Genomic DNA, 25,744 nt, shown 5'->3' with positions numbered 1-25,744 from the left:
TCCCTGATTCATGATTATCTGGCCTATAACTACCAATTGATCCTTTTGTAAAAGAATCGTTTCAGTAATTTCTACACCTGTTGTTTCATTAGTGAGGCTTCCTTGTGCACAGTTATGCCGATTTTTGTTCGTTTCTTCTTATGGCGTTCAAAAGGAAACGTTTTCATAAATAACAAAAAATCGCCCAGCCATTCTAAGGGTTTCGTCATATCACTATTAAGCTAATGTTTTCATATATCCCCTAAAAGAAAATTTTCTTTCTCTACAGAAAGTTCCTCTGAGAATTCAGCTCATTCTTTCATCTTTGGTGCCTTTATTTCTCTTAAGTTGATGGATACGGAAATACTTCAAAATATTAGCTTGATAGGCATATGACGGTACTCAAAAAGCTCCTATTTTCGAAAATATAAATGTCAATACATGCTCTTACATGTATTGACATTTCATATTTCTAAACTTTACAAACAAGCCTCTAATGCAATTTTCATCATTTTATCGAATGATGTTTGTCTTGCTTCAGCACTAATTTGCTCATGGGTTACTAAAGAATCTGAGATAGTTAGTATACACGCCGCTTGTTTTCCTAATATTCTTGCAGTATGGAATAATGCATAGCTTTCCATTTCTGTACAAATACAATTATGTTCATTATAAAAATCAACATGATTTGGAACATTAGTTTCATGATAAAATACATCACTTGAATGAATTCTACCTCTAACAATAGGAGAATGAATGCTATTTGCAGTATCTTCAATTTTCTGCGTTAATAACTCACTAGGAAGCTGAATATCACCATTTACTCCTGCTTGAGCCTTTGCAAATGTTGATTCACTCCATGCACTATCTACAAGCACAATATCATGTATGTTTAGTTCTTCTGTATAAGCTCCTGCACTACCAACACGGATAATATTTTCCACATCATAAAATTTATATAATTCGTATGAGTAGATTCCAATACTTGCCATTCCCATACCTGATCCCATTACAGATATTTGTTTTCCTTTATAAGTTCCTGTATAACCAAACATATTACGTACACTATTAAACTGCACTGGATTTTCTAGATATGTTTCCGCAATGTATTTCGCACGTAGCGGATCTCCTGGCATTAAAACTGTTTTTGCAATTTCTCCAACTTTCGCGGTATTATGAGCTGTTGTCATATTATAATATCCCCATTTCTATTTTTTTGATTTACTTAACCATCAAGAACTATAATCCAACTAAAATTCCTACTCGTTTCACATATCGAGTAATCTGTACAATTTATTTCTTTATTAAAATGTATTCGTTTTCACAATTAGGAAAAAAAACTGGTTTTCCCCAATTTCTTTCTAGCTTTTATTGATTAGTAATTATCTGAAACGCTATTTTTGTCATCTAATACGATTGCAACACTTGCACTTGCGCCAATTCTAGAAGCTCCAGCTTCAATCATTTTTTCTGCATCTTCACGTGTACGAACACCACCTGATGCTTTTACACCAACGTTTGGTCCTACTGTTTTACGCATTAATACGATATCTTCAGCAGTTGCTCCGCCAGTTGAGAATCCAGTTGAAGTTTTTACGAAATCAGCGCCAGCTTTTACTGATAATTCACAAGCACGAACTTTTTCTTCATCTGTTAGAAGGCAAGTTTCAATGATTACTTTTACAAGAGCTTTTCCTTTTGCTACTTGTACTACTTCATAAATGTCTTTTTCAACGAATTCGTTGTCGCCATCTTTTAAAGCACCTACATTGATTACCATATCAACTTCAGTTGCACCTTTTGCGATAGCATCTTTCGTTTCAAATACTTTTGTCTCAGTTGTATTTGCACCTAAGGGGAATCCAATAACTGTACAAACATCAACATCATGGCCTGTTAATTCTTCAGCAGCTAATTTTACCCATGTAGGATTAATACAAACAGAAGCGAAATTATATTTCTTTGCTTCTTCTAAAACTTTCATAACATCTTCTTTCTTAGTATCTGGTTTCAAAACTGTATGATCAATTAACTTTGCAATGTTCATTTTCTTCACTCCTCATATCTTTTAACAACTTCATTCTAACTCCAGTTTGAACAAATGTAAATACACTTATGAAATTTTGTTCAAACTTATTTGAGATAGTGAAATACGTTTTTAAAATTGACACAAAAAAAGGATACCCTATTAACAGCTCCCTCATAAAACACAGTATTTATTCATTTATAAAGTGAAACTTTAATCAGTGAAGGGGTTTCCTCCATCGCCATCAAGCTACGAAAAGAAAATACCCCAAAACAAAATTTTTTCTCTATGTTTATTTGTAAACGTCAAAGGTCAATGGATGTACCTGTATCGTGCCGTGGATTCTGAAGGAAATACCATCGATTTTTATCTGAGCAAGAATGAAAAAGAAGCAATTAACAAAAAGAAAAAAAGTGCTATCATTTCTGCGAAAAATGATAACACTCGTTTACTAGCTGATGAGCAAAAAATAACATATGTTATTTTTAGAAACGGCATAATATCAATCGAAATAACGGAACAAGATGCGCACTTTCTAGTAAAACAACTTGCTCATTAAGTTAAAAATTAAAACTCACCTACATTTTTCGGACGATGTCTATATTACTTGATTGAAGGCTATCTTTGCTTTGTTCACATCTCCTAATCAACCATTTCCCAAAATTGAGATGCTACTTTGGAAATTCTTTGGTCTTTTAATTTTACTATTACAGGCTCTAGATGAAAATCAAATTGTTTCAATTCAAAAAGCGTTGTATGTTCTAAAAATGATGATGTGTAATCCATTCTTGGAATAACGGATAATCCTAGTCCTCTACTAACAAGTGCTACAACCATCCTTATATCTTTACACTCGATAATGATATTTGGCTTGACTTGATGTTCATCAAACACTTTGAAAAGATCTTCATTGAAGGAGAGTCCTTCCATTGCTCCTAGCATAATGAATGGGTACTGGGCAATCTCTTCAATCGTCACATGCTGTGATGAAAACGATGTTGCCCAACTTGATGGAATAATCACAGCGGTTGGTTGTTTTTTTAATATTTTCATCTCATATTGTTCACTATTGCCCAATCTTAAAAGTAAGGCAACATCAATTTCTCTTTGTTCTATTCTTTTTAATAATTCTTCTGAATTTCCAGTTACTATATTTATTTTAACATTAGGGTATTGTGTTCTAAACGTACTAACATAGTCAATGAGCATATTCGAACATGTAGACGATACACCGATACTTACTGTTCCTCCTATACCTTGTTCAATTTCTTGAATTTGCTGCTTTACATCTTGAATTTGCATTAACATTTGATTGGCATATTGGTATAGTATTTCACCTGTTGCTGTAAGCTCCCATTTTTGACGATATCGATGAATTAAAGTTGTGCCAAGATCAGTTTCAAGCTTTTTTAATAATTGGCTAAGTGGGGGCTGCGCGATATGGAGCACTTCTGCTGCTTTAGAAATGCTTCCTTGTTTCACAATTTCTTTAAAGTAATATAATTGTCGAAAATCCATTGTATCTCTCCGTCATATGTTTTTTAATATGATTAGTTTATCATATATACATTTTTCATATGTCGAATTTGGCGTTATATTTAATTCTATAGCTATAGTCTTTATATTGATAATATTAACTAGAAAGTGAGAGATACTATGAATCATTGGAACAGAACCTTGAAGCGCATCTTCTTATACGTGCTCGGGTTATTTTTTATGTCGATTGGCATTAGCATGTCGATTCAAGCAGGATTTGGTGTATCGCCTGTGTCATCATTAGCATATGCAAGTACGCTAACGATTGGTTTATCGGTTGGTGTGACAATGGCGCTTGCAAATGTTTTATACATTATTATTCAAGTGATATTAAGTAAACGAATGGAGTTAAATGAATTTGTGAGTCAATTCATTATTTCGTTTTTATTTGGTTTTTTCATGGATGCAACGCTCTTCCTTGTACAACTTTTCCCTGCACCTGAAACTCTCCTTGCTCGAAGTGTATATTTGATTGTTAGTTTATTTGTTATAGCGGTCGGTTTAATGGGCTATACAACAGCGAAACTGCCATTAATGCCGTATGATGCATTAACTTATGCAATTAGTGAAAAATTCAATTTAAAATTCGGTAATGCAAAAATTTTGAGCGATTTAATAAACATTTGTGTGGCTGGTGCAATCTGTATAATTTTCATTCAATCATTAGGCTCAATCGGAATCGGCACACTAATTGCCGCCTATTTTATCGGCAAAATTTTAGGGTGGATGATACCGTATTATCAACCACCTCTCCAACAATGGGTATTTAAAACAGAAAAGGCTGCCTAAGGAATCATAATAAAGTACAGGAAAAATAGATGAATCAAATTCCTCAGCCGAAATCAAATAATGAATTTTGCACCTTAACAAGGGCCAGTCCACATTAAGAATGGCACTTCTTTATTACTGCCTTTTCTTTGACCTTCTATCACTTTGGTTAAATGATAAAACAAACATTGTATTAAAACTAACCTGCCGTTTAGTTAAAGAAGGATCTTTAAACAACTTGTTTATATTTTAAAAGACTTTATTGTAAACTAAATAACTTTATTGCTACTTAACACTATTTCATACCATCTTTTCAAACAATTATTTCAAATAAATTTTAGTGCTAGTATACAAAACTCTGTAATTATAAAATAAAAAAGCATGACATAAAATTGTCATGCTTTTTCTTTTCTATCAATATTTTTTTCAAACCTAACCTGTTACAGAACCTTTTACTCGTGAAAAGAGCTTTTTTATTTAGTACAGCACTTTTTTATTTGTTGAAACCACTTAATTCTCAAACACAAAATTAATCTTATTATCTTTCCACTCTAACTTCGCATCAAACGTCTTCTCGCCTTTTTTAAAGCCTTTAATTAAATCGGTCTTCTCACCTTTTAATAGCTTTGTCATGTTTTTTTGCGAAATTGTTTTACTTAATATCTTTTTCGAGATAGTAAAATCACATTGTGTTGTATTGTAGTTAGAACAACCGTAAAACGTGGATTTATCAATTACTTCACCATCACATTTTTTACAGTTACCAACCTTTTTACCTGTTGTAAATTTCGATCCTTTTCGCTCAATCGATTCAACATGTAATCCGGTGAAATCCCATTTCTCAGACATTTCAACTGCGTCTTCAATAATTTTAGCTGAAAGCTTTTTCGTCTGTTCCATAAATGTAGCTGGTGAAGCGGTACCTTCACCAATTTCCGCAAGACGTTGTTCCCATTTTGCAGTCATTTCCGGTGAAGCTAGTATTTTGTCGCCGATTGCTGTAATTAATACTTTCCCTTTATCTGTTGCGTACACTTGGTTTTTCTGCACATCTATATATTTACGGTCTTTCAGCATCGTAATAATACCTGCACGAGTTGCCTCAGTACCTAGACCTTCTGTTTTCTTTAATACTTTCTCAAGCTCTTCATTTTCTAAATACTTCCCTGCCGTTTTCATTAACGTAATAAGTTGTCCTTCTGTATAACGCTTTGGCGGCTGTGTTTTTCCTTCTTTCACTTTCACCTTTACAACTTTTCCTTGTTCACCTTCTGCGACAATTGGAAGAATTGTTTCGTCATCTTTATCGTCTTGGAAAATAACTTTACGCCAACCTTCTTGAATTTGCTGTTTTCCTTTCGAAATGAACGCAGCACGTTCGTCTACAAGAGTTGTAATCGTTGTATAGTCAAAGATCGCTACTTCATAATGCGCCGCAATTAGTCTTCTTACGATCATATCGTAAATTTTCTTTTCATCACCTGATAGTTTGCTTGGATTTGTAACTTGCTCTGTCGGTATGATCGCGTAGTGATCTGTAACTTTCTTTTCATTCACATAACGCTTATTGTTCATAATCGATTCAATTGGTGCTGGCAACAAGCCTTTATATTCATCAAACTGACTTAATTTCTGTAAAATATCAGGGAACGTCGCTGCTTCTCCTTGTGTAACATAGTTAGAATCCGAACGTGGATAAGAGACTATCCCTTTTTGATATAGTGCTTGCGTTATATCAAGCGTTTTTTTCGGCGAAAATTTAAAAGCTTTATTCGCTGTCGCTTGCAGTGCTGATAAATTAAATAAAAACGGCGGCTGAAACTCTTTACGCTCCGTTTTCATTTCTTTTACTACAGCCGGTTTATTTTGACAAAATGCCGCAATTTTATTTGCCAGATCAGGATCATTTAATCGGGATTCATTATCTTTCTCCCATTTCCCCTCATATTTCTTACCTTCTATGTTAAAGGTTGCGAACACTTCCCAAAACGGCTCTGATTTAAAGTTCTCTATTTCTTTCTCCCGTTTTACGATTAACGCGAGTGTCGGTGTTTGTACACGACCAGCAGAAAACACATCATTCATTCCTTTTTTCTTTAGCAAAATGCTAAATACACGCGATGCATTCATACCAACGACCCAGTCAGCACAAGATCTTGTATATGCTTCGTAATACGTATTAATCGTATCTGCTTCATCTAGTAAGTTTTTAAACCCCTGATAAATAGCTTGCTTCGTTAAAGATGAAATCCAAAGACGTTTCATCGGCTTTTGCACGTTGCAAAGATTAATAATGTTTCGTACGATTAATTCCCCTTCACGCCCAGCATCGCCTGCGTGAATAATTTCTGTTACCTGAGGATTATGTAACAGCTGTTTCACTACATTAAATTGCTTATACTTTGACTTTGTTACTTCAAACTGAAAACGCTCTGGAATCATCGGTAACGTATTAAGTGACCATTTTTTCCATTCTGCATGATAATGTTCTGGATTACATAACTGCGTCAAATGACCAATTGCCCATGTACAGTACGCTCCATTTGGAAATAACTCATTTGCTTCTACTTCTAAATATCCATCTTTCCGGCGATATTTAAACTGTGAAACAAGAGCCAAACCTTGATCTGGTTTCTCGGCAATAATTAATTTCATCTTCTAACTCCCTATCTGTACTCCAGTGTTACGTTCATTGTCTATATGTTTAGAAGCGATGATAAAACAACAATCTTATTTATCATTCGCGGTTTGCCTCACAAATGTGAGACCTATAATATTATACGCTTATTCTTTATGGCTTCACAATAGAAACTCATCATATAACAATTTCTTTCACATACTCACACACAAAAAAGATGCCCCAAAAAATCAAGCGTCTCCTTGCTTATATTTATGAAATTGTGCAGATAATTTGCAGATATAAATAAGCATAAGTATTCTCCATTTAAACATATGATGAAATGAATGATAGGACAGGGAGGTATCATGATGTTTGCTTATACGTTAACTGCCTTAACACTTTGTTGTATCTCGATTATGATTACATCATATATTTCTAAGCGTAAGGGTACCCTAATGGAGTATATGGTATTTATTATGTCTTTTAGTATGAGTATAGGTTTAAGTATTGGTTTTTATTTAGGTATTCTTTTTAAAGGAGAATTACTATATTCTACTTTGCTTGCTATTTTGATTAGTAGTTTTATCGGTTTTTTAGTCGGTCTTCGTTTTCACCTATATACCGCATTAGAAGGAATGTTCTCTGGATTAATGGCAAGTATGATGGGAGCAATGATTACAGAAATGTTAAACGCTCAACAAGCCCATAGTATATTGTTCATTAGCCTTTTACTTACTATAACGATTACTATGTCCTGTGTGATTCAATTGTTATCAGAGAACTTTTCTACTTTTATCCAACGGCGTTTTTTGTTATTACTTTCAATTAGTGTAGTAATTATCGTTGCCGTATTCGCGACATTCCCAGAGCATACTCCCTCACCTTCACCCGGGCATGATCAACATATACATTAACACTTGCAACAAAAATGAATAAGCAGCTATCCATAGGATAACTGCTTCCTATTATTCTGGCTTATTAGGAATGTTTTGGTTTGGAACATAGTCAGATTTATAATCTGTATAGTTCACTTCCGTTACCATCCCTGCTGAAGCATGGTGTAAATCGTGACAATGGAACATCCACTCACCCGGATTGTCTGCTACAAAGGCTACTTCATATTCTTCTCCCGGTTTTAAGTTCAATGTATCTTTTACAATTGGAGAACCTTCTATCGGTTTTCCATCTTTACTCAACACCTGGAAGAAGTGCCCATGTAAATGCATTGGGTGATCATCCATTTTAGAACGATTTACCAATTTCACTTTTACCAAATCACCCTTTTTCACTTGAATTGGGTCAATATCCGGAAATACCTTTCCGTTAATTGTATATACCATTTCATTTCCATTCATTTGCGTATTTAAGTCCATATTATATGTGGCAGTATACTCTTGATTTAACGTGAAACTACCTAATTTTTTAGCACCATATTTCGTTATATCTAATTTCGGTAATTTTTCCTTTTCGTCCGCTTTATCTTTCATCTCTTTGCTGCCATCATATTCAATAACAGCTTTCATTCCTTTTGCACCTTTATTTTTTGAATGATCTTCAACATACCATTTCCCAGTATTATTAGCAGTAAATTCAATATCATAACGTTCACCCGGTGCGATTGAAATTACTTTATCCTTTATAACTTTTGGATCGTTTATTGGTTGACCATCTGTCGCAATCACTTTAATGTCATGACCGTGAACGTGTATATCATGTGATAGATAACCAGCATTAACGAGTCTAAGACGAACTTTATCTCCCTTATTCACTTTTAATGGCTCTACTAAATCACCACTTTTACCATTGATTGTGAATAAGTCATACATACTCATGTCATGCCCTTCCATCTTCATATTTCCATGGTCCATTCCTGCCATATTACTAGAGTCTTTTTTATCACTGCCCATGTCCATACCGGAATGATCCATGCCGTTCTTATCATCATTCTTTTTCGTATTTTCATTATCCTTACTAGATTTATTACCGTCTAATTTTTCTGTTTTCCCTTTTATCATTTCTTTTAACTGCTTATTAATTTCTTCTTTATCTGTAACCCATTCATCCAACATTAATGTGTAATCTTTATCATATTTTTCCTTTGTATCTTCTACAATGAGCGCTCCATACAAACCTCTATCTAATTGATTTACAGAATCTTGATGCGAGTGATACCAATACGTTCCTGATACGTTCGCTTCAAATTCATAAGTGAAACTTTTTCCTGGTTCAACTGCATCTTGTGTCACACCTGGAATTCCATCCATGTTATTTGGAACAGGATACCCATGCCAATGAATAGATACTGGTGCAGATAGTTCATTTTTTAATGTCACTTTAACCTTTTCACCTTTTTTCACCCTAATTTCTGGACCAGGTGATGAACCATTAAATGTCCAGACCGGAACAATAACACCCTTACTTAGCTTTTGCTTCTCTTCTTTCGCTACTAAAGTAATTTCTGGTCCTTTTACAACTTTCAATGGTTTTATAGCCGTTTCAGTCTGTACTGTTTTTTTATCATTCATATTTTTATGATCATTTGTTGTATTTCCGGTCGAAGAACATGCAGCAATTAAAAATATTACGGAGATTGTAACTGTTGTTAATACAAATCTCTTCATTGAAAATCCCTCCTTTTTCTTTTTCAAAATCATTATAGAAGATGATTTTCAAGAAAATATGGAGATGTGCAATAGATCAAATAAAAAGACGCCCAAAATTGAGCGCCTCTACTAATTATTATTTCGTAACAACTTCATCTTCTTTTACATTTACATTATTTTCACTCATAAACTCTTCAATCTCTTCAACTTCTCTAATGATATCTTTTGATAAGTTTTCATACCCATCTTTCGTTACAAGAATATCATCTTCAATTCGAATACCGATTGCTTCTTCTTCAATATATAGACCCGGTTCTATTGTAATGACCATACCTGCTTCTAATACTCTATCTTTGTATGTTCCTACATCATGCGTATCTAAACCAAGGAAATGGCTTACTCCATGATAATAGTATTTAGATAATTCTTCGTCATCTTGAATTAAGCCAATTGCTTTACACTCTTCTGCCAGTACTTTTTTTGTATGCTCATTTAATGCAGCAAACTTTACTCCTGGCTTAATAAGTTCCGTTGTTTCTTTCAATGCTTTTAACACGATATTATATATTTGTTTTTGGCGACTAGAAAATGTTCCGCTTGCTGGGAATGTGTAACTAATATCAGCGTTGTAATAGTCTTTTTGAGCACCTAAATCAAGCAGCACTAAATCACCATTTTGAATTTGTGCATCATTATTTTCATAATGAAGGACTGTAGCATTTTTACCACTCGCCAAAATTGTATGAAACGCATGGTGTTTAATACCTGATGATTTCAGTGTAAAATCAAAATGAGCTTCTAATTCATATTCCATCATGTCTGCTTTTGCATGCTTTAACACATTGTAAATACCATCTTTCGTTACAGCAATCGCTTCTTTAATAATTTCAACTTCTTCTTCAGTTTTAAACACTCGTAATTCACAAATATTCGGATATACATTACCAATTAATACGTGCGGATATTGTTCTCTTATATGTTTAGCAAACGTTAAAACTTTTGTCTCCGTACCATTCCACTCTCGGCGCTCTAAATCTAAATATATGTGCTTCGCATTTTCTGTAAAAAGTATATTTGACATTGTCTTTTCAAAGCTATCTAAATATACAACTTTCTTTACACCTGAAATTTTCTCTGCTTCTTCACTAGAAACTGTTTTACCAACCCATTTTTCCATTACTGGATCTGATTTTTCAATGAAAAGTATTTCTTCTACGCTATTTCCAAACTTCTTCAACATGAAAATAACATTCGGCTCATCGATTCCTGTTACATAGTAAAAATTTCGATTCGGCACAAACTTATAATGTCCATCCGCTGACATATGAGGTGCTTGTCCCGCAAATAAAATAGTAATAGACTCATCTGGTAATGTTTTCGTTAGTCGCTCTCTATTTTGAGCAAAAAATGTTGATTTCATAATAATCCCCCTAGCGTTCTATGTATGCATTTAAAGCTAATTGTCCTCTGTTATTCATTTTATTATTGTTATAATTTTTCGTCAATTTTTAATCTTTTAGATGGTGTTGACATAATAAAAATTAAGCGTTAAAATAACTATAAATTAGTAAGTAACTAATTAAAATTAACTAGAGGTGAAAACAAATGCAAAACATTTTATTCCGCATTAACGAATTGGCAAAAAAAGAAAGAGCATCTGGATTAACAGTTGATGAAAAACAAGAACAACAAATGTTGCGTCAAAACTATACAAAAACATTTCGTGGAAGCCTAGATTCCATTTTATTAAACACAAAAATTGTTGATCCAAATGGTATTAATGTTACACCAGTTGCATTACAAGATGCTAAAGATCGTTTGAAATTTAGTAAATGAGTTCCGCGCATAAGACCACATTTCAAAAAACATAAAAAGAGCTGAAATTCCTATATAGAAATTCCAGCTCTTTTTATTGTCTTTTCTAATTTAGCAAATGAGCGATACATAGCAATTCTCCACGATACGATCATCGCAAATGCGAGTAAGAAAAACATTCCACTTAACTGCGCTAAATCAATCGATTGACTTAAATATGATTTCAATGCTACTCGTACTGCTAATAAACCAACTAAAATAAATATAAATGCTTTTGACGGTTTCATATATATATGTTCGTTTCTTGTTTCGAACTTAGTTGTTTTAATAAGAAATATAGAGAAAATAAGCCCTATGATAATTGCCTCTCCTATTTCTAACGATGTTAACCTGAATTCCGGTAAGAAGTACATCATTGCACCCGTACTCATAAAAATTGGTGGTAATATAATTTTCTTTTTCGTTACCGGTTTTTTTGCTGACTTAAAGCGAAGAAACATTACTCCAACGGCCATACAAACTGCTACAATACTTGATAAAAGTGCTACATTCATATTCCCCACCCCTATCTATTTAAAAGACTTTTTAAGCAAAATCATAAACCAAACGAGCCCGATACTTATAATGACATGAGCTAATCCAGTCATATGGCTTAAACCGTTAAAGTCAGTTCCGTTTACTTGTAGAAGACCTCTAAATACCATTGTAGCAATAGTAAAAATTAGTCCTATATTATAAACAACAAACCATGCACGAAAACTTTTTGTTTCTTGCATTTGAAATACTTTAAATAAAGCGAAAGCGACCAAAAAGAATATGAATCCTAATACTAATACGTGCGTATGCACTAGCTGTAACATAGTAGATCCTTTAATTCCTTGTGCTTTCGTATACTCTCTTGCAAATACTCCTGATAATAAACCAATTATTAAGTAAATGAATGCTGCATTATATAATTTCTTCATTATATTCCTCCTGCTGTAAACTTTCCATATTCGATGCAATAATTTTACGCAAAGATTATGAACGGAGTATGAACAAAATATTACATTCTATTTTTGAAAATAAAAAAGCCATTCCACAATTATTAATTGCGAAATGACTTTTCATCTTATTTTAAATCTTCAATTGAGAAAGCACCTGGCAGTAACTGTTCCACAGTCACTTCTTTTTCATCACCTTTTACATTCGTTAGTAATACAGGCATTTTCGGACCACAAAATTCAGCAATAACCTGTCTACAAGCACCACATGGCGAAATCGGCCCGTCAGTTTCTCCTGTAATAACTAAGTAACTAAAGTCGCGCTCACCTTCTGATACTGCTTTAAAGATTGCCGTTCTTTCTGCACAATTACATAAACCGTAAGAAGCATTTTCTATATTACAACCAGTATAAATTTTACCTTCTTTCGTAACTAATGCTGCGCCAACAGGAAATTTTGAATACGGAATATACGCTTTTGATAACATCTTATTTGCTTCTTCAATATATTTTTTCTTATCCATATTATTTCCTCCTCAAAGTAAATGTAATTATGATTAATCAGTAATAACTGTATGAACTAATTTAGGAGCCACTGCTGTTTCAGAGATAGAAATGTTTTCATAAATTTTAGCTTTTACATCTTCTACATTTTCACGATTTGCATAAATTGTTACGAATGGCTCGCCTTCTTTTACTGCATCGCCAACTTTTTTACGTAACATTAATCCTACTGCTAAATCGATTTCATCTTCTTTTGTCGCACGACCAGCACCAAGTAACATAGCTGCGATACCGATTTCATCTGCAACAATGTTAGAAATAACACCTGAAGTTTTAGCAGGTACATCAATTACATACTTCGCTTGTGGCATTTTTTCTGGATGATCTACAATCGAGCTATCTCCGCCTTGATTGCTTAAGAACTCTTTAAACTTCTCAGTTGCTTTTCCGTTTTTCATAACTTCAATTAACATTTCACGAGCTTCTTCTAATGTATTAGCTTTTTTCGCAAGTACAACCATTTGACTTCCTAATACAAGTACTAATTCTGTTAAATCTTCTGGACCTTCACCTTTTAACGTATCAATTGCTTCCTTCACTTCTAGAGCGTTACCAATTGCAAAACCAAGAGGTTGTGACATATCTGAAATAACTGCCATCGTTTGACGTCCAACATTATTTCCGATACGTACCATTGCATGTGCTAATTCTTTTGCATCTTCTTCTGTTTTCATAAATGCGCCGGCACCTGTTTTTACATCAAGTACGATCGCATCAGCACCAGCTGCAATTTTTTTACTCATAATTGAACTTGCGATTAAAGGAATTGAGTTTACTGTTCCTGTTACATCACGTAATGCATAAATCTTTTTATCAGCTGGTGTTAAGTTTCCAGTTTGTCCGATAACAGCAACTTTATCACGGTTTACAATATCGATGAACTGCTCGTTCGTAATTTCAACGTGGAATCCTTCTACTGCTTCTAATTTGTCAATTGTTCCGCCTGTATGCCCTAAACCACGTCCAGACATTTTTGCTACTGGTACATCTAAAGCAGCAACTAATGGTCCTAATACTAATGTTGTTGTATCACCAACACCGCCAGTTGAATGTTTGTCTACTTTAATTCCTTCAATTGCTGATAAATCGATTGTTTCTCCAGATTCAACCATTGCCATCGTTAAGTCTGCACGTTCACGATCTGTCATATCTTTAAAGAAAATTGCCATTGCAAGTGCACTCACTTGATAATCAGGAATACTTCCGTCTGTATATCCATTAATAAAGAATTTGATTTCTTCAGTCGTTAATTCTTTTCCGTCACGTTTTTTCGCAATAATATCTACCATTCTCATTATAATCACCATTCCTTTTCATATTGTATGAATCTATTAAAATAGTAAGCCCACAATCGTTGCTGATAAGAAACTTACTAATGTTGCACCGAAAAGTAATTTCAAACCGAATCTTGCGACTACATTCCCTTGTTTTTCATTTAAGCTCTTAACTGCCCCTGCAATAATCCCGATTGAAGAGAAGTTTGCAAATGAAACTAAGAATACAGATATAATCGCTGTCGTTCTATCTGAGAAATTAAAGTTTCCTTGTGCTAAATCTGTCATAGCGACAAATTCATTTGATACTAATTTTGTTGCCATAATATTTCCGGCGTTAATTGCTTCATGCCATGGAACACCCATAATAAATGCAAATGGTGCAAATACGTAACCAAGAATTTCTTGGAATGAGATACCGATTACACCTTTAAATACTGCATTAATGAATGCGATAAGAGCAACGAAACCAACTAACATAGCTGCTACTGTAATCGCAACTTTAAATCCATCTATAATGTATTCCCCTAATACTTCAAAGAATGTCTTTTTCTCTTCTTCTTGTACTTCTAACATATCTTCTTCTTCAGTAACTTCATACGGGTTAATGATAGAAGTAATGATGAAACCACCAAATAAGTTAAGCACTAAAGCGGTTACAACATATTGCGGTTTTAATAACACCATGTACGATCCAACGATAGACATAGATACTGTTGACATCGCAGATGCGCATAAAGTGTACATTCTTTTCTCTGGCAATAATCCCAGTTGTTTCTTAACGGAAATAAACACTTCCGATTGTCCTAAAATCGCAGAAGCTACCGCATTATACGATTCTAGTTTCCCCATCCCATTTACTTTACTTAATGCTACACCGATAAATTTCACAATAATAGGCAATACTTTAATATGTTGCAAAATACCTATTAAAGCTGATATAAACACGATTGGCATTAATACACTTAAAAAGAATGAAAACTCTTTTTGATTTACTAATCCACCAAATACAAAATTCACACCATCAGCGGCATATTTTAATAACTCTCCAAAGCCATCTGCTATTCCGCTAATTAATATATTCCCAGCGCTTGTATTTAATAATAAAAACCCCAAAATGAATTGTAATATAACCATCGTTATGATTGGACGATATTTGACTTTCTTTCTATCATTACTAGCAAGCCAAGCGATACCTAAAATCAATACGAGGCCAAAAATACCTATTAAGTATTTCATAAGCCGTCTTCTCCCTTCGTATCCGCTTACATTCTTTTCAATTGTTAAAGCAATAGATACACTTTACTTTAAACGTGTAGTGTATCTATTGCTCTTTACTTCATTATTAATTAGTAGTTATCTGTAGCACCTTTTGCATCATTCAATACGATTGCAACACTAGCGCTAGCTCCAACGCGAGAAGCTCCAGCAGCTACCATTTTGTCTGCATCTTCACGTGTACGAACTCCACCAGATGCTTTTACACCAACGTTTGGTCCTACTGTTTTACGCATTAATGCGATGTCTTCAGCAGTTGCTCCGCCAGTTGAGAATCCAGTTGAAGTTTTTACGAAATCAGCACCAGCTTTTACTGATAATTCACAAGCGCGTACTTTCTCTTCATCTGTTAATAAACAAGTTTCAATAATAACTTTTACAAGAGCTTTTCCTTTTGCTGCTTGTACTACTTCATAAATATCTTTTTCAACGAACTCATTGTCGCCATCTTTTAAAGCACCTACGTTGATTACCATATCAACTTCAGTTGCACCTTTTGCGATAGCATCTTTTGTTTCGAATGCTTTTGTTTCAGTAGTGCTTGCTCCTAATGGGAAACCGATTACAGTACAAACGTCTACATCATGTCCAGCTAATTCTTCCGCAGCTAGCTTTACCCATGTTGGGTTAATACAAACAGAAGCGAATTTATATTCCTTTGCTTCTTCGATTACTTTCATAACATCTTCTTTTGTAGTATTAGCTTTTAAAATTGTATGGTCAATTAACTTTGCAATGTTCATTATCTTCACTCCTCATATCTTTTAACAACTTCATTCTAACCCTTAGTTGAACAAATGTAAATACACTTTTGAAATTTTGTTCATTCTTTTTTGGAAGGGCATTTCTTGTAGTAGATGCGGTGCATTCTAGCTAAGAAACAATTCATATGTATCACAAGTTGAAATCAAAACTTTTATGTTAACACTGGTAGTATGTATCTCAATATCCATAATTATTTTTAAAAAGGAAATTTGTGTTCCAAAAAGGACTCCTATAATTCATACATAACAAAATAAAAGGCTTTCTCAAAATTAATATTTTGAGAAAGCCTTTTATTTTTAATCTTTTTGATAATGTAACAATTCTTTCGCCGTATGCTGATCTATAATTAATACATTTGCATACCCACCACGTAACGCACCATCAATTGCTTTTATTTTTCTATTACCACCTGCAACTAAAATAGAACGTTTCTTTAATTTAAGTTCCTCTAACTCAATTCCAATTGTACGCTGATTAATTTCTTCGCTACTAATATTTCCGTCTCCATCAAAGAAACGTGAACAAATGTCACCAACCGATTGTTTTTTGAGTAAACTCGTTTCATCCTTATCGAAATAACCTAATCGGAATAATAGCGCTTCATCTCGCACTGTTCCTACAGTAAAAATTGCAATATTCGCTTGTTTCCCCATTTCGATAATGTGATGTATATGTCGATCCTGCTCCACTAATTCTTTTGTCACCGCATTATCAAATATAACCGGGAGCGGTAAATTTCTTGGTGTCGTTTGAAAAGCCTCTGCAAATAATGCAATGGTCTCATTCGCATATGTATTTACACTCGAATGACTAATACCACCTTTTAATTGGACAACTTCTACACCTTTCACATGTTGCGGTACGATTTTTCTAGCGATTTCATACATCGTCATTCCCCAGCTTACACCGACGATATCACCGTTTTTCACTGTCTTTTCCATGTACTCAGCTGCATATTTACTAATATACTCAGTAATCGTTGCATATTCTGGAACTGGAGAAAACACAACATGTGCCTCTAACAAGTTGTACTTTTCTTTAAGTAAATTCCCAACGTTATCTAAATCAGCAAATGGATCAGCTATACTAATTTGAACAAATCCTTTTTCTTTTGCGTACTTTAATAATCTAGAGATTGTCGGTCTTGAGATATTTAATTTGTTAGCAATTTCTTGCTGACTATAATCTGATTGATAATATAATCTTGCAACTTCAACGCTTAATTGTTGTTTATCCTTATCCATAGTAACTCATTACAAATCCTTTCCTGTATTTCCCTTTCGTTACAAGCATTATACAGCTTTATTCAAAAAAATTCGACTACCGAATTTTATCCACCTAAACTTCTACTTGACTTAGTATATACAATGAAACTTTATTGTATGGCTTACTTTTTATATCTTTATAGGAGTTGGACGCCTGTTTATAAGCGCCACTCCCCTTCTTTTATACATTTCATTCGCTAGATTAATAAGCATTTCAAATGCCATTCCATGATTCCCCAGCCTCGTTGTTATTCCTCACTTTTCACTTGTAATTTTCTATTTCAATTGAATATGCAATATTTCATCATTGCAATATCCCTTTATTAACTGTTATGTAATATCTCGTAAGGTATTTGGAGATAAGAATCTTTAAAATTCTTCAGCAAATAATTGTAATTCATCAGATACAGCAATAGACATAAAAAACGCTATCCTTTCCTATGATTTTACAGAAAGAATAGCATTTTTTTCATTTTAATGGTATTACTTGATAGTGATGTGTATTCCTATGAAAGCTAATATACAAATAACATCAATACACTTGTAACAATCCCGACCCAAATGCAGAGAATGAAACAATAACCCATGATATCTTTAATTTTCAATCCCAGCACTCCTAAAAGAGGTAGTGCCCAGAACGGCTGAATCAAATTTGTCCATGCGTCCCCCCAGCCTACCGCCATAGCGATAGTAGCTGGATCTACACCTAACTTCAAGCCTGCCGGAACCTGCAGTGGCCCTTGCAAAGCCCATTGTCCCCCGCCAGATGGCGCTAATAAGTTCACCAATCCCGCTGACCAATATGTAAATATATCAAATGTATCCTTTGACGCAATGGATGCCATCCATTCAATGATTGAGCTTCCCAATCCTGAACTACCTAAAACAGCAATAATCCCCGCATAAAATGGAAACTGTAGGATAATTGGAGAAATGGATTGCGCAGATTCTTTGAATCCTTGTGCAAAGTTGCCAAGAGAACCATGCAGGAGCAAACCAAGTGATAAGAAAAACAAATTAATGATATTTAAATCTAAACTACGACCGTTTATGAATTCATAAACACAATACAACGTGCCGATTGCGCCTAATACTATTCCTAGAACCGGTGTCCATTCCAGTTTTTCCGCAATAGTTAAATTCTTTTGAGGAGGTTTTACAAAAGAATTTGTATCTGTTTCGAGTGCTTTATAACTGATAATCCCGCTTTTTGGAGCCATAAGTACAATAATAATTGGCATCGTGATGAATAGAGCGAAAAAGATAATTAGAGTAGAATAACTAAAGATTGTTTGTGAGGTAGGAATAATTCCAATCATATCTACAAGAAAATGATCCTTTGTGGCAATTGTCAGGCCAATAGAACTGGAAAGACCTGCGCTATATAAGGCTGTCGGAGCATAAGCAGCTGCTACAAGTAATGGAAAATGTGCATTCGGATTCTTTTTCGCTACTTCCTTCGCAATGATCGCTCCCACAACTACGGCTAGTCCCCAATTGATATAGTATGCAATTGCACTGATCAAAAATGTCATCGTATAAGCCTTTTGAGGTGTATCGGCTAACTTTGCAACGGACTGCAAGCCTCTATTAATAAACGGGACAGAAGCTAGCGTCATCCCTGTAACCATTAGCAATACCATTTGCATTGTAAACGTTAAATAAGTCCAAAACCCATCCCCCCAAGATTTTACGATTTTGTACGGATTTGAGGGATTCATCAACAAAGCTATAATGAAAGTAAATAAAGTGAGCAGCACAGCAATAACAAAGGCATCTGGGACATATTTCTGAGACCATCTCGAAAATACATTTGCACACCTAGTAAGCAAAGATTCTTTCTTTCCTGGATCTGTATTTGTCTCCAATAAGGAATGTTTCATAAATATTCTCCTTTCCAAATTTTAATAAGGTAAATATAAATAACATTCCACAAAATAAAATAAAATCCTTTTGCACTTGCTGCATACCAATCAACTAGAGCTACATTCAAATATTCAGATGCCGTTACTTTCAATCTCTCATTCATGATTGATTCCCACGGACGTGGTACCCTCGTATGAATAAATATCATTTCTTATCCCACAGCCCCTGTACGTATAGGGGCGTTTAACGGAGGAAATTTAAATGCTCCTTCTGGATTGGATATTATAGGTAACATTCTTTATGTAGCAAATACTGGCGATAACACAGTAGAAATTTATAATATTTCTAATCCTACAGCTCCTGTACGCGTGGGAGAATTTGGTTCTACAGATTTAAATATTCCTGCTGGATTAGCTATTACGGGAACCACTCTTTATGTCGCAAATGCTGGCGATAACACAGTAGAAATCTATAACATTTCTTATCCTACAACTCCTATACGTATAGGAGAGTTTAATGCAGGAAATTTAAATGCTCCTGCTATATTAGCTATTACAGATACTACTCTTTATGTCGCAAATCAAGGTGACAACACTATAGAAATTTATAATATTTCTAACCCTACAGCTCCTGTACGCGCGGGAGAGTTTGGTGCAGGAGATTTAAATGTTCCTAATGGGTTGGCTGTTTTTACGTTATTCGGCTAGTAAGGTATGTTACAACAATACAACTACCAATAACTTTGATTATGTGAATACAAAAGCCCTCCAGATTACTTAACTGGAGGGCTTTTGGTAATCTCCTAAATACATTGGCTCCCGATAATTTTGTGTTATGTTAACTATTGATGTGTATAGTATTCATTTTTTATTTCTTATCGATTTGCATTCATAATCTTTAATTTCCGTATCATCCACCACACATGGGAAAGGATCTTCTCGAATAAAACGTACTGCATTTAACCCTATCATTTGGGCTGGTATTGACGTATTACCATCCGGTAAAATCGGAGCGATGGAAAGATCAGCAACTTTAAGATTTTGAGTCCCAAAAACATTCAAGAATCCATCAAGAACTCCTTCTTTAATATTTTTACCCATCTTACATTGCCCACCGAAGTGAGTAAAAAGGGAATACGAAGCTCTGACAAAACCAACCAATTTAGTCCGCTTTTCATTCTCATCCGGAATTTGGAATATACTTTCATCAGGAAAGACTACCTGATAGATGCCTCCCGGATCGAGTTCACGTGCTCTAACAATCATGTTATACGTCTCAATATATTGATCCACCATGAAATTTAGATCATCTGGATTTGCCAACGGGTTTAAATCAATAGTTGGATATGCCTCGGGGTCACTATGGGAAACCATGACAGTACCTCGGCTGCTTGGATTTACATCTACAATTCCGATACTCATAATATTACTAAGATTTGTCTCGTTAAAATCCCAACCATTTATCGCAATTTCCTGACTGGGTACAAAAAATGGAAGTGGAAGGCCTAATAATTGAAGGCGCCGGCCACCAATAGGGTTATTGACTTTTTTAAATGCTCCAAATGCTCCTGGCTGATTAGGATCAGCAGCCAATACCTGAAGAAGTCTTCCTGTTTCCACCCTAATCCCCATACCGACAGAATAGTGTGTTTGGAAGTTATATCCGACTTGAGAGCTTTCTACTAAAGTTGATATGCCAGCTTTAGCTAAATCTTCAGGCCTACCAATACCTGAGCGTTGAAGTATGACGGAGGAAAATTGGCCTGCTGAGACAATGATTCCTTTTCGGGCATAACTTCGGTGTGACACCCCGTTCTTAACATATTGAACGCCAACAGCAATGTTAACTCCCTTTTTTTCTTTAAATAGAATTTTATCCACTGTTGTTTTTGAAAAGATGACCAATTTTCTCTGATCAACTCCAAATTCATCAGCTTGGAATTCATTTCCTTGAGTGACAATTTGATTGTTTAAATATCCGGTTGCTGTCGAGGAACGAACCAATTTTCCGTTTTCCAACTTTTGAATATATTGACCTTTTAGGGCTGTGACATCTCTTATCCCTGTATTGTAATCCTCTTCAATTGGGATATTAAAGACTTCTGAAGTGGCTTGTGCTAAGGTTTGGATTAATCCTTGATTAGGAATGTTTTGTTGTCTAATAAAAATAGGGCCGTTACTTCCGCGTTCTTGAGGATTTTGTGTCATTCCTGTATAGGTTTCATTTTTAATAAATAATGAGCGTATACTATCATAATTCCATGCGTTATTATCAACTAATTTTGCCCATACATCATAAAGATCACGACTACCACGTACAGCTAACATCTGATTATGTTCAGAACTTCCACCAATGGCACGACCACTTTGTGTTATCAACTGACGACCTAGCGTTTGCTCAATTATAGTAGTGACATGAAATGAATGTCTATTATCAGCAGCATTTAAAATAGAAACTATAAGATTAGGACTGCTTAATTCCTCTGTCATGTTTGTTCCTGCCTCAAGAACAAGAACGGAAGTACATTTATCATCCGTTAATTCTTTAGCAATTACCCCTCCGGCAGTACCAGCACCAATCACGATGTAATCAAAAATATATTTTTTTGACATCTTATTATTCCTTTCAATATAAAATTTATAACAATAAATCCCAATACAATATACTATTAACATATCGGATTGACTGCCTGTACTTATGAAGGAAATTAATAGTTTAGAAAAGGCTTAGTTCTTATAATAGGACAATTTAAATTAGTAGCAATGAATTTTTAGAACCTCTTAACGTATAAAAATGTAACTGAATCAAAACCTAAATAAGAAACTAAGAAGTACTATGATGAGTTTAATAAACATAAAGAGGTTATGGAAAAAGTAGTCAAGTAAACAAAAGCACTCTAAGGAGTGCTTTTGTTTTTCTCAATAAATAATACAACTTAACATGGGGGCGTTTTGCTAGCTTGATAGCAATGTGGCGATCCCCCTATATGTTAGATATGTATATAAATTTAGTATAAATATGTGAAATCAATTGTAAAATGGTAGTTTTAGAATAAGTGAATAGAAAAAATAACCACCATTGATTATTTTTCTTTTCAAATACATATTTATTTTTGGAAAAACAACCTAACTCCAAATACTAATAATACTGCGCCCGTAATACCCTCAATTGTACGGTTCACTCGTTCTTTTCTTAAAAAAGTTCTTAATTGACGTATGAGTGAGATATAAAGTAAATACCATATTGCTGTCAAAGTCGTAAATGTGGCTCCTAATAAAAGAAATTGGAGGAAATGATTTTGATTACTCACAATAAATTGGGGTAGAAAACTAAGAAAAAACACAGCAGTTTTTGGGTTTAAAATTGCCGTAGTAAATCCTTGTCTAAAGCTTTTAATCGTTCCAATATCCTTAGAATTCATTTCCACTGAACATGACATATCTTCTTTTTTAGAAAAGGCACTTTTAATTGACTTTACAGCTAAGTAAATTAAATAAAAAGCCCCAGCATATTTTATAAATGTAAATAACATAGCAAATTTCATCAGGATAGCAGAGAGTCCTAACGTAGCCATTATTGTATGAATCATCATTCCAGATACCGTTCCTAAGACGGTCTTTATCCCACCGTTTTTACCATGTGAGATAGTATTTTTTGTAACTAGTGCAAAACCGGGACCAGGCATCATTATAATTAGCATTGCTGTAAGGATAAATAATAAATAATTTTCCATGTTCTGGTGTTTCCCTTCCAATTTTTAGTTTTGATTACAGTATAGCTTTTTTCATTAAAACATTAAATATTAAAAGCTTGATCAGAAGTTTATCTAGGTTATTAGTATCAATTTGACTAAACATTATCCAAAAGCTACATTGATAAAACACATGGAAAATTTATTTATCAAATTACAAGTCCAACTCTCACTAAAAACGAGATAAAAAATAAACAGCAGAACTAGTCCACTGTTTATTTCGCCACACCTTCATGTAATTTTTCTGTATAATCCTTTACATCCTTCCAGCTATCTTTCGCTGTATGTAAATCTTCTTTTATAAACGTAAATTCTTCAGGACTGATTCCTTTTACGTTTTGTAGTAAATTATTATACTTTGCCCCTACTGTATACCATTGATTTGATATGTTTTGCAATGCTGTAATTGCTGCGTCAATTGTTTCTGTCATATTTGTTGTTTTATTTTTCACATCAGTCAAAATTGCGACTTCTGCTTGCGCTCCTGAAATTCTATCCTTTAAATTGGCGATTTCTCTTTCTGCATTTGCGATATCTTTTTTCGCAATCGCAATCATCGGTCCGCCCGCAAGACATGTTATTAGCGCTACGCAAAGTACACCACCAGCAATAACCATATCATTGCTCTTTTTAATTGAATCGTTATATGTATTTATTTGTTGCTCTAAAGCTGGAATACCAGCATTCGTACTTGCTAAAATCGCTGTTAATTGATTCGTATCCTCTTTAAAACTATTTGTGTCTTTCGCCATTCTATCGCGAAAAGCTTTCAAATTCCCTAATAATACATCTACCTCATTTTGATTTTTTAAAATATCCGCATACAACTTTTCTAAATCCGCTTTTAGTTTACCGCTATCCTTTTGATCAATCGCTACTAGCATGTCATTATAATACGCTTGAAAAGTATTGTTGTAATCAATAATATTTTGATCCGTTTTCATAATTTGAGGCTTCATATTATTTAACCAATACGCCGCGTTAATTTTTGCATCTCTTTGATGCTGAATCATATTCCCTTTAAACTCACCATTAATCGAACTTATTTTACTCAAATCAGTCTCTTGTTGATTCTGAATTAATTTTGCATATGAATCCATTGCAAATATACTTGATGTCGTTTGCGCCATTACATCTTGGAATCCTGCTGGACCGAGAGAATAATTTTTTGCATTTTCTTGTAATGTTTTTACGTTTTGTTCTGCTGCAAAAGGATGTAAAGGAAACGCATTACTCGTTGCTACTCCAGCAATCATTATCGTTAAAAGATATTTTTTATAGAAATTATTACGCATACTTATCACCTATTCTTTTTATGAGGATATGAAACGTTAGAGGTAAAAAAAGCTCCTGCTCACTACTGAACAGGAGCTCTCTATTATTTAAAAATCTTTTATCTATACGTAATGCTATAACAGTTTAATTGTTATTATGCTTTTTTCGTATCTACTACTTTAATATCTTCAGCATAAATTTTTTCTGCATAGTCTTTAATGTTTTTCCAGCTATCTTTCGCAATGTTTAAATCTTCTTTAATGAAAACAAGATCGTTTGGACTAATAGAATCTACATTTTGAAGTAAAGAATTGTATTTTGATCCCATTGTATACCATTGATTTGAAATGTTTTGCAACGCTGTAATTGCTGTATCAATTGTATTTGTTAAATACTCAGTTTGTGTTTTAATGTTTGTTAACCCTGCTACTTCTAATTGGGCAGTTGTAACTTGTCCCGTTATTTTTTGAATTTCAGCTTGTGCATTATCCAGTTCTTTTTTAGCTAGTACAATTCCAGCTGTACCACCGCCTATAGCTCCTGCTCCACCTGCAATTAATGCGATTCCTAGCGGAGTTCCTGCTCCTGTAGCAATAACTACTGCACCGCCAATAATTGCAATTGGGCCTAAAGCTGTCGCAACAGATGAACCGATAATAATTGCATTATATTTACTAATTGCTTCATTGTACGTTGTAATTTGATTTTGCAGAAGCGGAATTCCAGCATCTTGACTAGCTAATATAGATGTAATTTGATTTGCATCTCCCTTGAAGTTTTGCGTATCCGACGTCATTTTATTTCGGAATTTCTTCAAGTCTTCTACCAATTGATCTACTTGCGCTTTATTTTCATTAATACTACTTGATAATCTAGTTAAACCTTTCGTAAGAGTTGCTTTATCCTTCGCATCAACCGCAGCAACTAAAGTATCATAATAGTTTTGGAACTTCGTATTGTAGTTAATGATATTTTGATTCGTTGAAATAAGCTGTGGTTTTAATACATCTAACCATTGTTTCGCATTTCCTCTAGCTGTATCTTGATGCTGAATTACTTTTCCTTTTAAAGCCGCATCAACAGACGATACATTACCAAAGTTAACATTACCTTGTTTAATAATTGTTAAAGCGTACAGATCCATTACTAAAGCGTTTGAGCCTGTTCTTTCCATCGCATCTTTTAGGCCTTCAGGTCCTAATGAATATTCTTCATAGTCATTATAAGCTTTTGCTACCGCATGAACTGGAGCTTGTTTCACTGTACTTTCAGCTGCATACGTATGGGCTGGCATAATATTCCCTGCTGCAAATACTGCCATCAGTGCTGATAGTGCCATTACTTTATAAGGTTTTTTTGTCATTTTTCTTCTCTCC

Annotated in this window: 21 protein-coding genes and 4 pseudogenes; 5 read left to right on the top strand and 20 right to left on the bottom strand. The window is 34.2% G+C overall.

Going from position 1 to position 25,744, the window contains the following annotated elements; all coding sequences use genetic code 11:
• Nucleotides 1–458: 458 nt before the first annotated feature.
• A complete protein-coding gene (gene deoD / locus QUF93_RS11350; RefSeq protein WP_242213901.1) occupies nucleotides 459–1,169 on the bottom strand; it encodes a purine-nucleoside phosphorylase in 711 nt (236 codons plus the stop codon).
• 185 nt (nucleotides 1,170–1,354) lie between these two features.
• Nucleotides 1,355–2,026: a deoxyribose-phosphate aldolase gene (deoC, locus tag QUF93_RS11345; protein ID WP_289358835.1), complete on the bottom strand. Its 672-nt coding sequence runs from the start codon at nucleotides 2,024–2,026 to the stop codon at nucleotides 1,355–1,357.
• A 274-nt stretch (nucleotides 2,027–2,300) separates the two neighbouring features.
• Here deoC (QUF93_RS11345) and QUF93_RS11340 point away from each other — a divergent pair.
• Nucleotides 2,301–2,426, top strand: a pseudogene (locus QUF93_RS11340) (DDE-type integrase/transposase/recombinase); the annotation flags it as partial.
• 221 nt (nucleotides 2,427–2,647) lie between these two features.
• Here the strand turns inward: QUF93_RS11340 and QUF93_RS11335 are convergent.
• Nucleotides 2,648–3,523 (bottom strand): LysR family transcriptional regulator, encoded by an 876-nt coding sequence (locus tag QUF93_RS11335; protein WP_289358834.1) that lies wholly within the window; start codon nucleotides 3,521–3,523, stop codon nucleotides 2,648–2,650.
• Nucleotides 3,524–3,661: 138 nt separating this feature from the next.
• On the opposite strand from QUF93_RS11335, the gene QUF93_RS11330 reads away from it, so the two are divergent.
• A complete protein-coding gene (locus QUF93_RS11330) occupies nucleotides 3,662–4,330 on the top strand; it encodes a YczE/YyaS/YitT family protein (protein WP_289358833.1) in 669 nt (222 codons plus the stop codon).
• A 489-nt stretch (nucleotides 4,331–4,819) separates the two neighbouring features.
• Here the strand turns inward: QUF93_RS11330 and topB are convergent, their stop codons facing one another.
• Nucleotides 4,820–6,964, bottom strand: coding sequence for a DNA topoisomerase III (gene topB, locus QUF93_RS11325; protein WP_289358832.1), 2,145 nt, complete (start codon nucleotides 6,962–6,964; stop codon nucleotides 4,820–4,822).
• A gap of 333 nt (nucleotides 6,965–7,297) precedes the next feature.
• On the opposite strand from topB, the gene QUF93_RS11320 reads away from it, so the two are divergent.
• Nucleotides 7,298–7,843 carry a hypothetical protein gene (locus tag QUF93_RS11320; protein ID WP_088058254.1) on the top strand — a complete coding sequence of 182 codons (546 nt, stop codon included), beginning with the start codon at nucleotides 7,298–7,300 and terminating at the stop codon, nucleotides 7,841–7,843.
• A gap of 51 nt (nucleotides 7,844–7,894) precedes the next feature.
• Here the strand turns inward: QUF93_RS11320 and QUF93_RS11315 are convergent, their stop codons facing one another.
• Together QUF93_RS11315 and QUF93_RS11310 are read right to left on the bottom strand one after the other, a co-directional pair.
• Nucleotides 7,895–9,550, bottom strand: coding sequence for a multicopper oxidase family protein (locus QUF93_RS11315; protein ID WP_289358831.1), 1,656 nt, complete (start codon nucleotides 9,548–9,550; stop codon nucleotides 7,895–7,897).
• Nucleotides 9,551–9,668: 118 nt separating this feature from the next.
• Nucleotides 9,669–10,952: an aminopeptidase P family protein gene (locus QUF93_RS11310; RefSeq protein WP_289358830.1), complete on the bottom strand. Its 1,284-nt coding sequence runs from the start codon at nucleotides 10,950–10,952 to the stop codon at nucleotides 9,669–9,671.
• A 185-nt stretch (nucleotides 10,953–11,137) separates the two neighbouring features.
• Between QUF93_RS11310 and QUF93_RS11305 the strand changes: the two genes are divergently transcribed.
• Nucleotides 11,138–11,368 carry a DUF896 domain-containing protein gene (locus QUF93_RS11305; protein WP_289358829.1) on the top strand — a complete coding sequence of 77 codons (231 nt, stop codon included), beginning with the start codon at nucleotides 11,138–11,140 and terminating at the stop codon, nucleotides 11,366–11,368.
• A gap of 50 nt (nucleotides 11,369–11,418) precedes the next feature.
• Here QUF93_RS11305 and QUF93_RS11300 read toward each other — a convergent pair whose 3' ends face one another.
• From QUF93_RS11300 to QUF93_RS11255, 10 genes and pseudogenes are all read right to left on the bottom strand, one after another.
• Nucleotides 11,419–11,901: a CcdC family protein gene (locus QUF93_RS11300; protein WP_289358828.1), complete on the bottom strand. Its 483-nt coding sequence runs from the start codon at nucleotides 11,899–11,901 to the stop codon at nucleotides 11,419–11,421.
• Between the two features lie 15 nt (nucleotides 11,902–11,916).
• On the bottom strand, nucleotides 11,917–12,312 hold the full coding sequence (locus tag QUF93_RS11295) for a DUF2871 domain-containing protein (protein WP_002118298.1): 396 nt from the start codon (nucleotides 12,310–12,312) through the stop codon (nucleotides 11,917–11,919).
• Nucleotides 12,313–12,458: 146 nt separating this feature from the next.
• Entirely contained in the window at nucleotides 12,459–12,854 is a 396-nt protein-coding gene (locus QUF93_RS11290; protein WP_002118296.1) for a cytidine deaminase, read from the bottom strand.
• A 33-nt stretch (nucleotides 12,855–12,887) separates the two neighbouring features.
• Nucleotides 12,888–14,189, bottom strand: a complete 1,302-nt coding sequence (locus QUF93_RS11285; protein ID WP_002095753.1) for a pyrimidine-nucleoside phosphorylase — start codon at nucleotides 14,187–14,189, stop codon at nucleotides 12,888–12,890.
• A 36-nt stretch (nucleotides 14,190–14,225) separates the two neighbouring features.
• Nucleotides 14,226–15,407, bottom strand: coding sequence for a NupC/NupG family nucleoside CNT transporter (locus tag QUF93_RS11280; protein ID WP_002118291.1), 1,182 nt, complete (start codon nucleotides 15,405–15,407; stop codon nucleotides 14,226–14,228).
• A gap of 110 nt (nucleotides 15,408–15,517) precedes the next feature.
• Nucleotides 15,518–16,189, bottom strand: coding sequence for a deoxyribose-phosphate aldolase (deoC, locus tag QUF93_RS11275; RefSeq protein ID WP_001017444.1), 672 nt, complete (start codon nucleotides 16,187–16,189; stop codon nucleotides 15,518–15,520).
• A gap of 318 nt (nucleotides 16,190–16,507) precedes the next feature.
• A complete protein-coding gene (gene deoR, locus QUF93_RS11270; RefSeq protein ID WP_289358826.1) occupies nucleotides 16,508–17,455 on the bottom strand; it encodes a DNA-binding transcriptional repressor DeoR in 948 nt (315 codons plus the stop codon).
• Between the two features lie 153 nt (nucleotides 17,456–17,608).
• Nucleotides 17,609–17,701, bottom strand: a pseudogene (locus QUF93_RS11265) (Holliday junction resolvase RecU); the annotation flags it as partial.
• A 290-nt stretch (nucleotides 17,702–17,991) separates the two neighbouring features.
• Nucleotides 17,992–19,359: a short-chain fatty acid transporter gene (locus QUF93_RS11260; protein WP_289358825.1), complete on the bottom strand. Its 1,368-nt coding sequence runs from the start codon at nucleotides 19,357–19,359 to the stop codon at nucleotides 17,992–17,994.
• Between the two features lie 56 nt (nucleotides 19,360–19,415).
• Nucleotides 19,416–19,553 (bottom strand): annotated as a pseudogene (locus QUF93_RS11255) (acyltransferase family protein); the annotation flags it as partial.
• Here QUF93_RS11255 and QUF93_RS11250 point away from each other — a divergent pair.
• Nucleotides 19,549–20,049, top strand: a pseudogene (locus QUF93_RS11250) (LVIVD repeat-containing protein); the annotation flags it as partial. The pseudogenes QUF93_RS11255 and QUF93_RS11250 overlap by 5 nt on opposite strands.
• A 153-nt stretch (nucleotides 20,050–20,202) precedes the next feature.
• On the opposite strand, the gene QUF93_RS11245 reads toward QUF93_RS11250, so the two are convergent.
• The 4 genes from QUF93_RS11245 to nheB form a co-directional block, all read right to left on the bottom strand.
• Complete coding sequence (locus QUF93_RS11245; protein ID WP_289358823.1) at nucleotides 20,203–21,954, bottom strand: GMC family oxidoreductase; 1,752 nt, start codon at nucleotides 21,952–21,954, stop codon at nucleotides 20,203–20,205.
• Nucleotides 21,955–22,448: 494 nt separating this feature from the next.
• A complete protein-coding gene (locus QUF93_RS11240; protein WP_289358822.1) occupies nucleotides 22,449–23,075 on the bottom strand; it encodes a LysE family translocator in 627 nt (208 codons plus the stop codon).
• 233 nt (nucleotides 23,076–23,308) lie between these two features.
• Nucleotides 23,309–24,388 (bottom strand): non-hemolytic enterotoxin NHE subunit C, encoded by a 1,080-nt coding sequence (gene nheC / locus QUF93_RS11235; RefSeq protein ID WP_289358821.1) that lies wholly within the window; start codon nucleotides 24,386–24,388, stop codon nucleotides 23,309–23,311.
• A gap of 134 nt (nucleotides 24,389–24,522) precedes the next feature.
• On the bottom strand, nucleotides 24,523–25,731 hold the full coding sequence (gene nheB / locus QUF93_RS11230) for a non-hemolytic enterotoxin NHE subunit B (protein WP_289358820.1): 1,209 nt from the start codon (nucleotides 25,729–25,731) through the stop codon (nucleotides 24,523–24,525).
• Between the last annotated feature and the right edge of the window lie 13 nt (nucleotides 25,732–25,744).

This window comes from Bacillus hominis (genome assembly GCF_030348325.1).
Classification (GTDB): domain Bacteria; phylum Bacillota; class Bacilli; order Bacillales; family Bacillaceae_G; genus Bacillus_A; species Bacillus_A hominis.
This window is presented reverse-complemented; position numbering and strand designations above follow the sequence as displayed.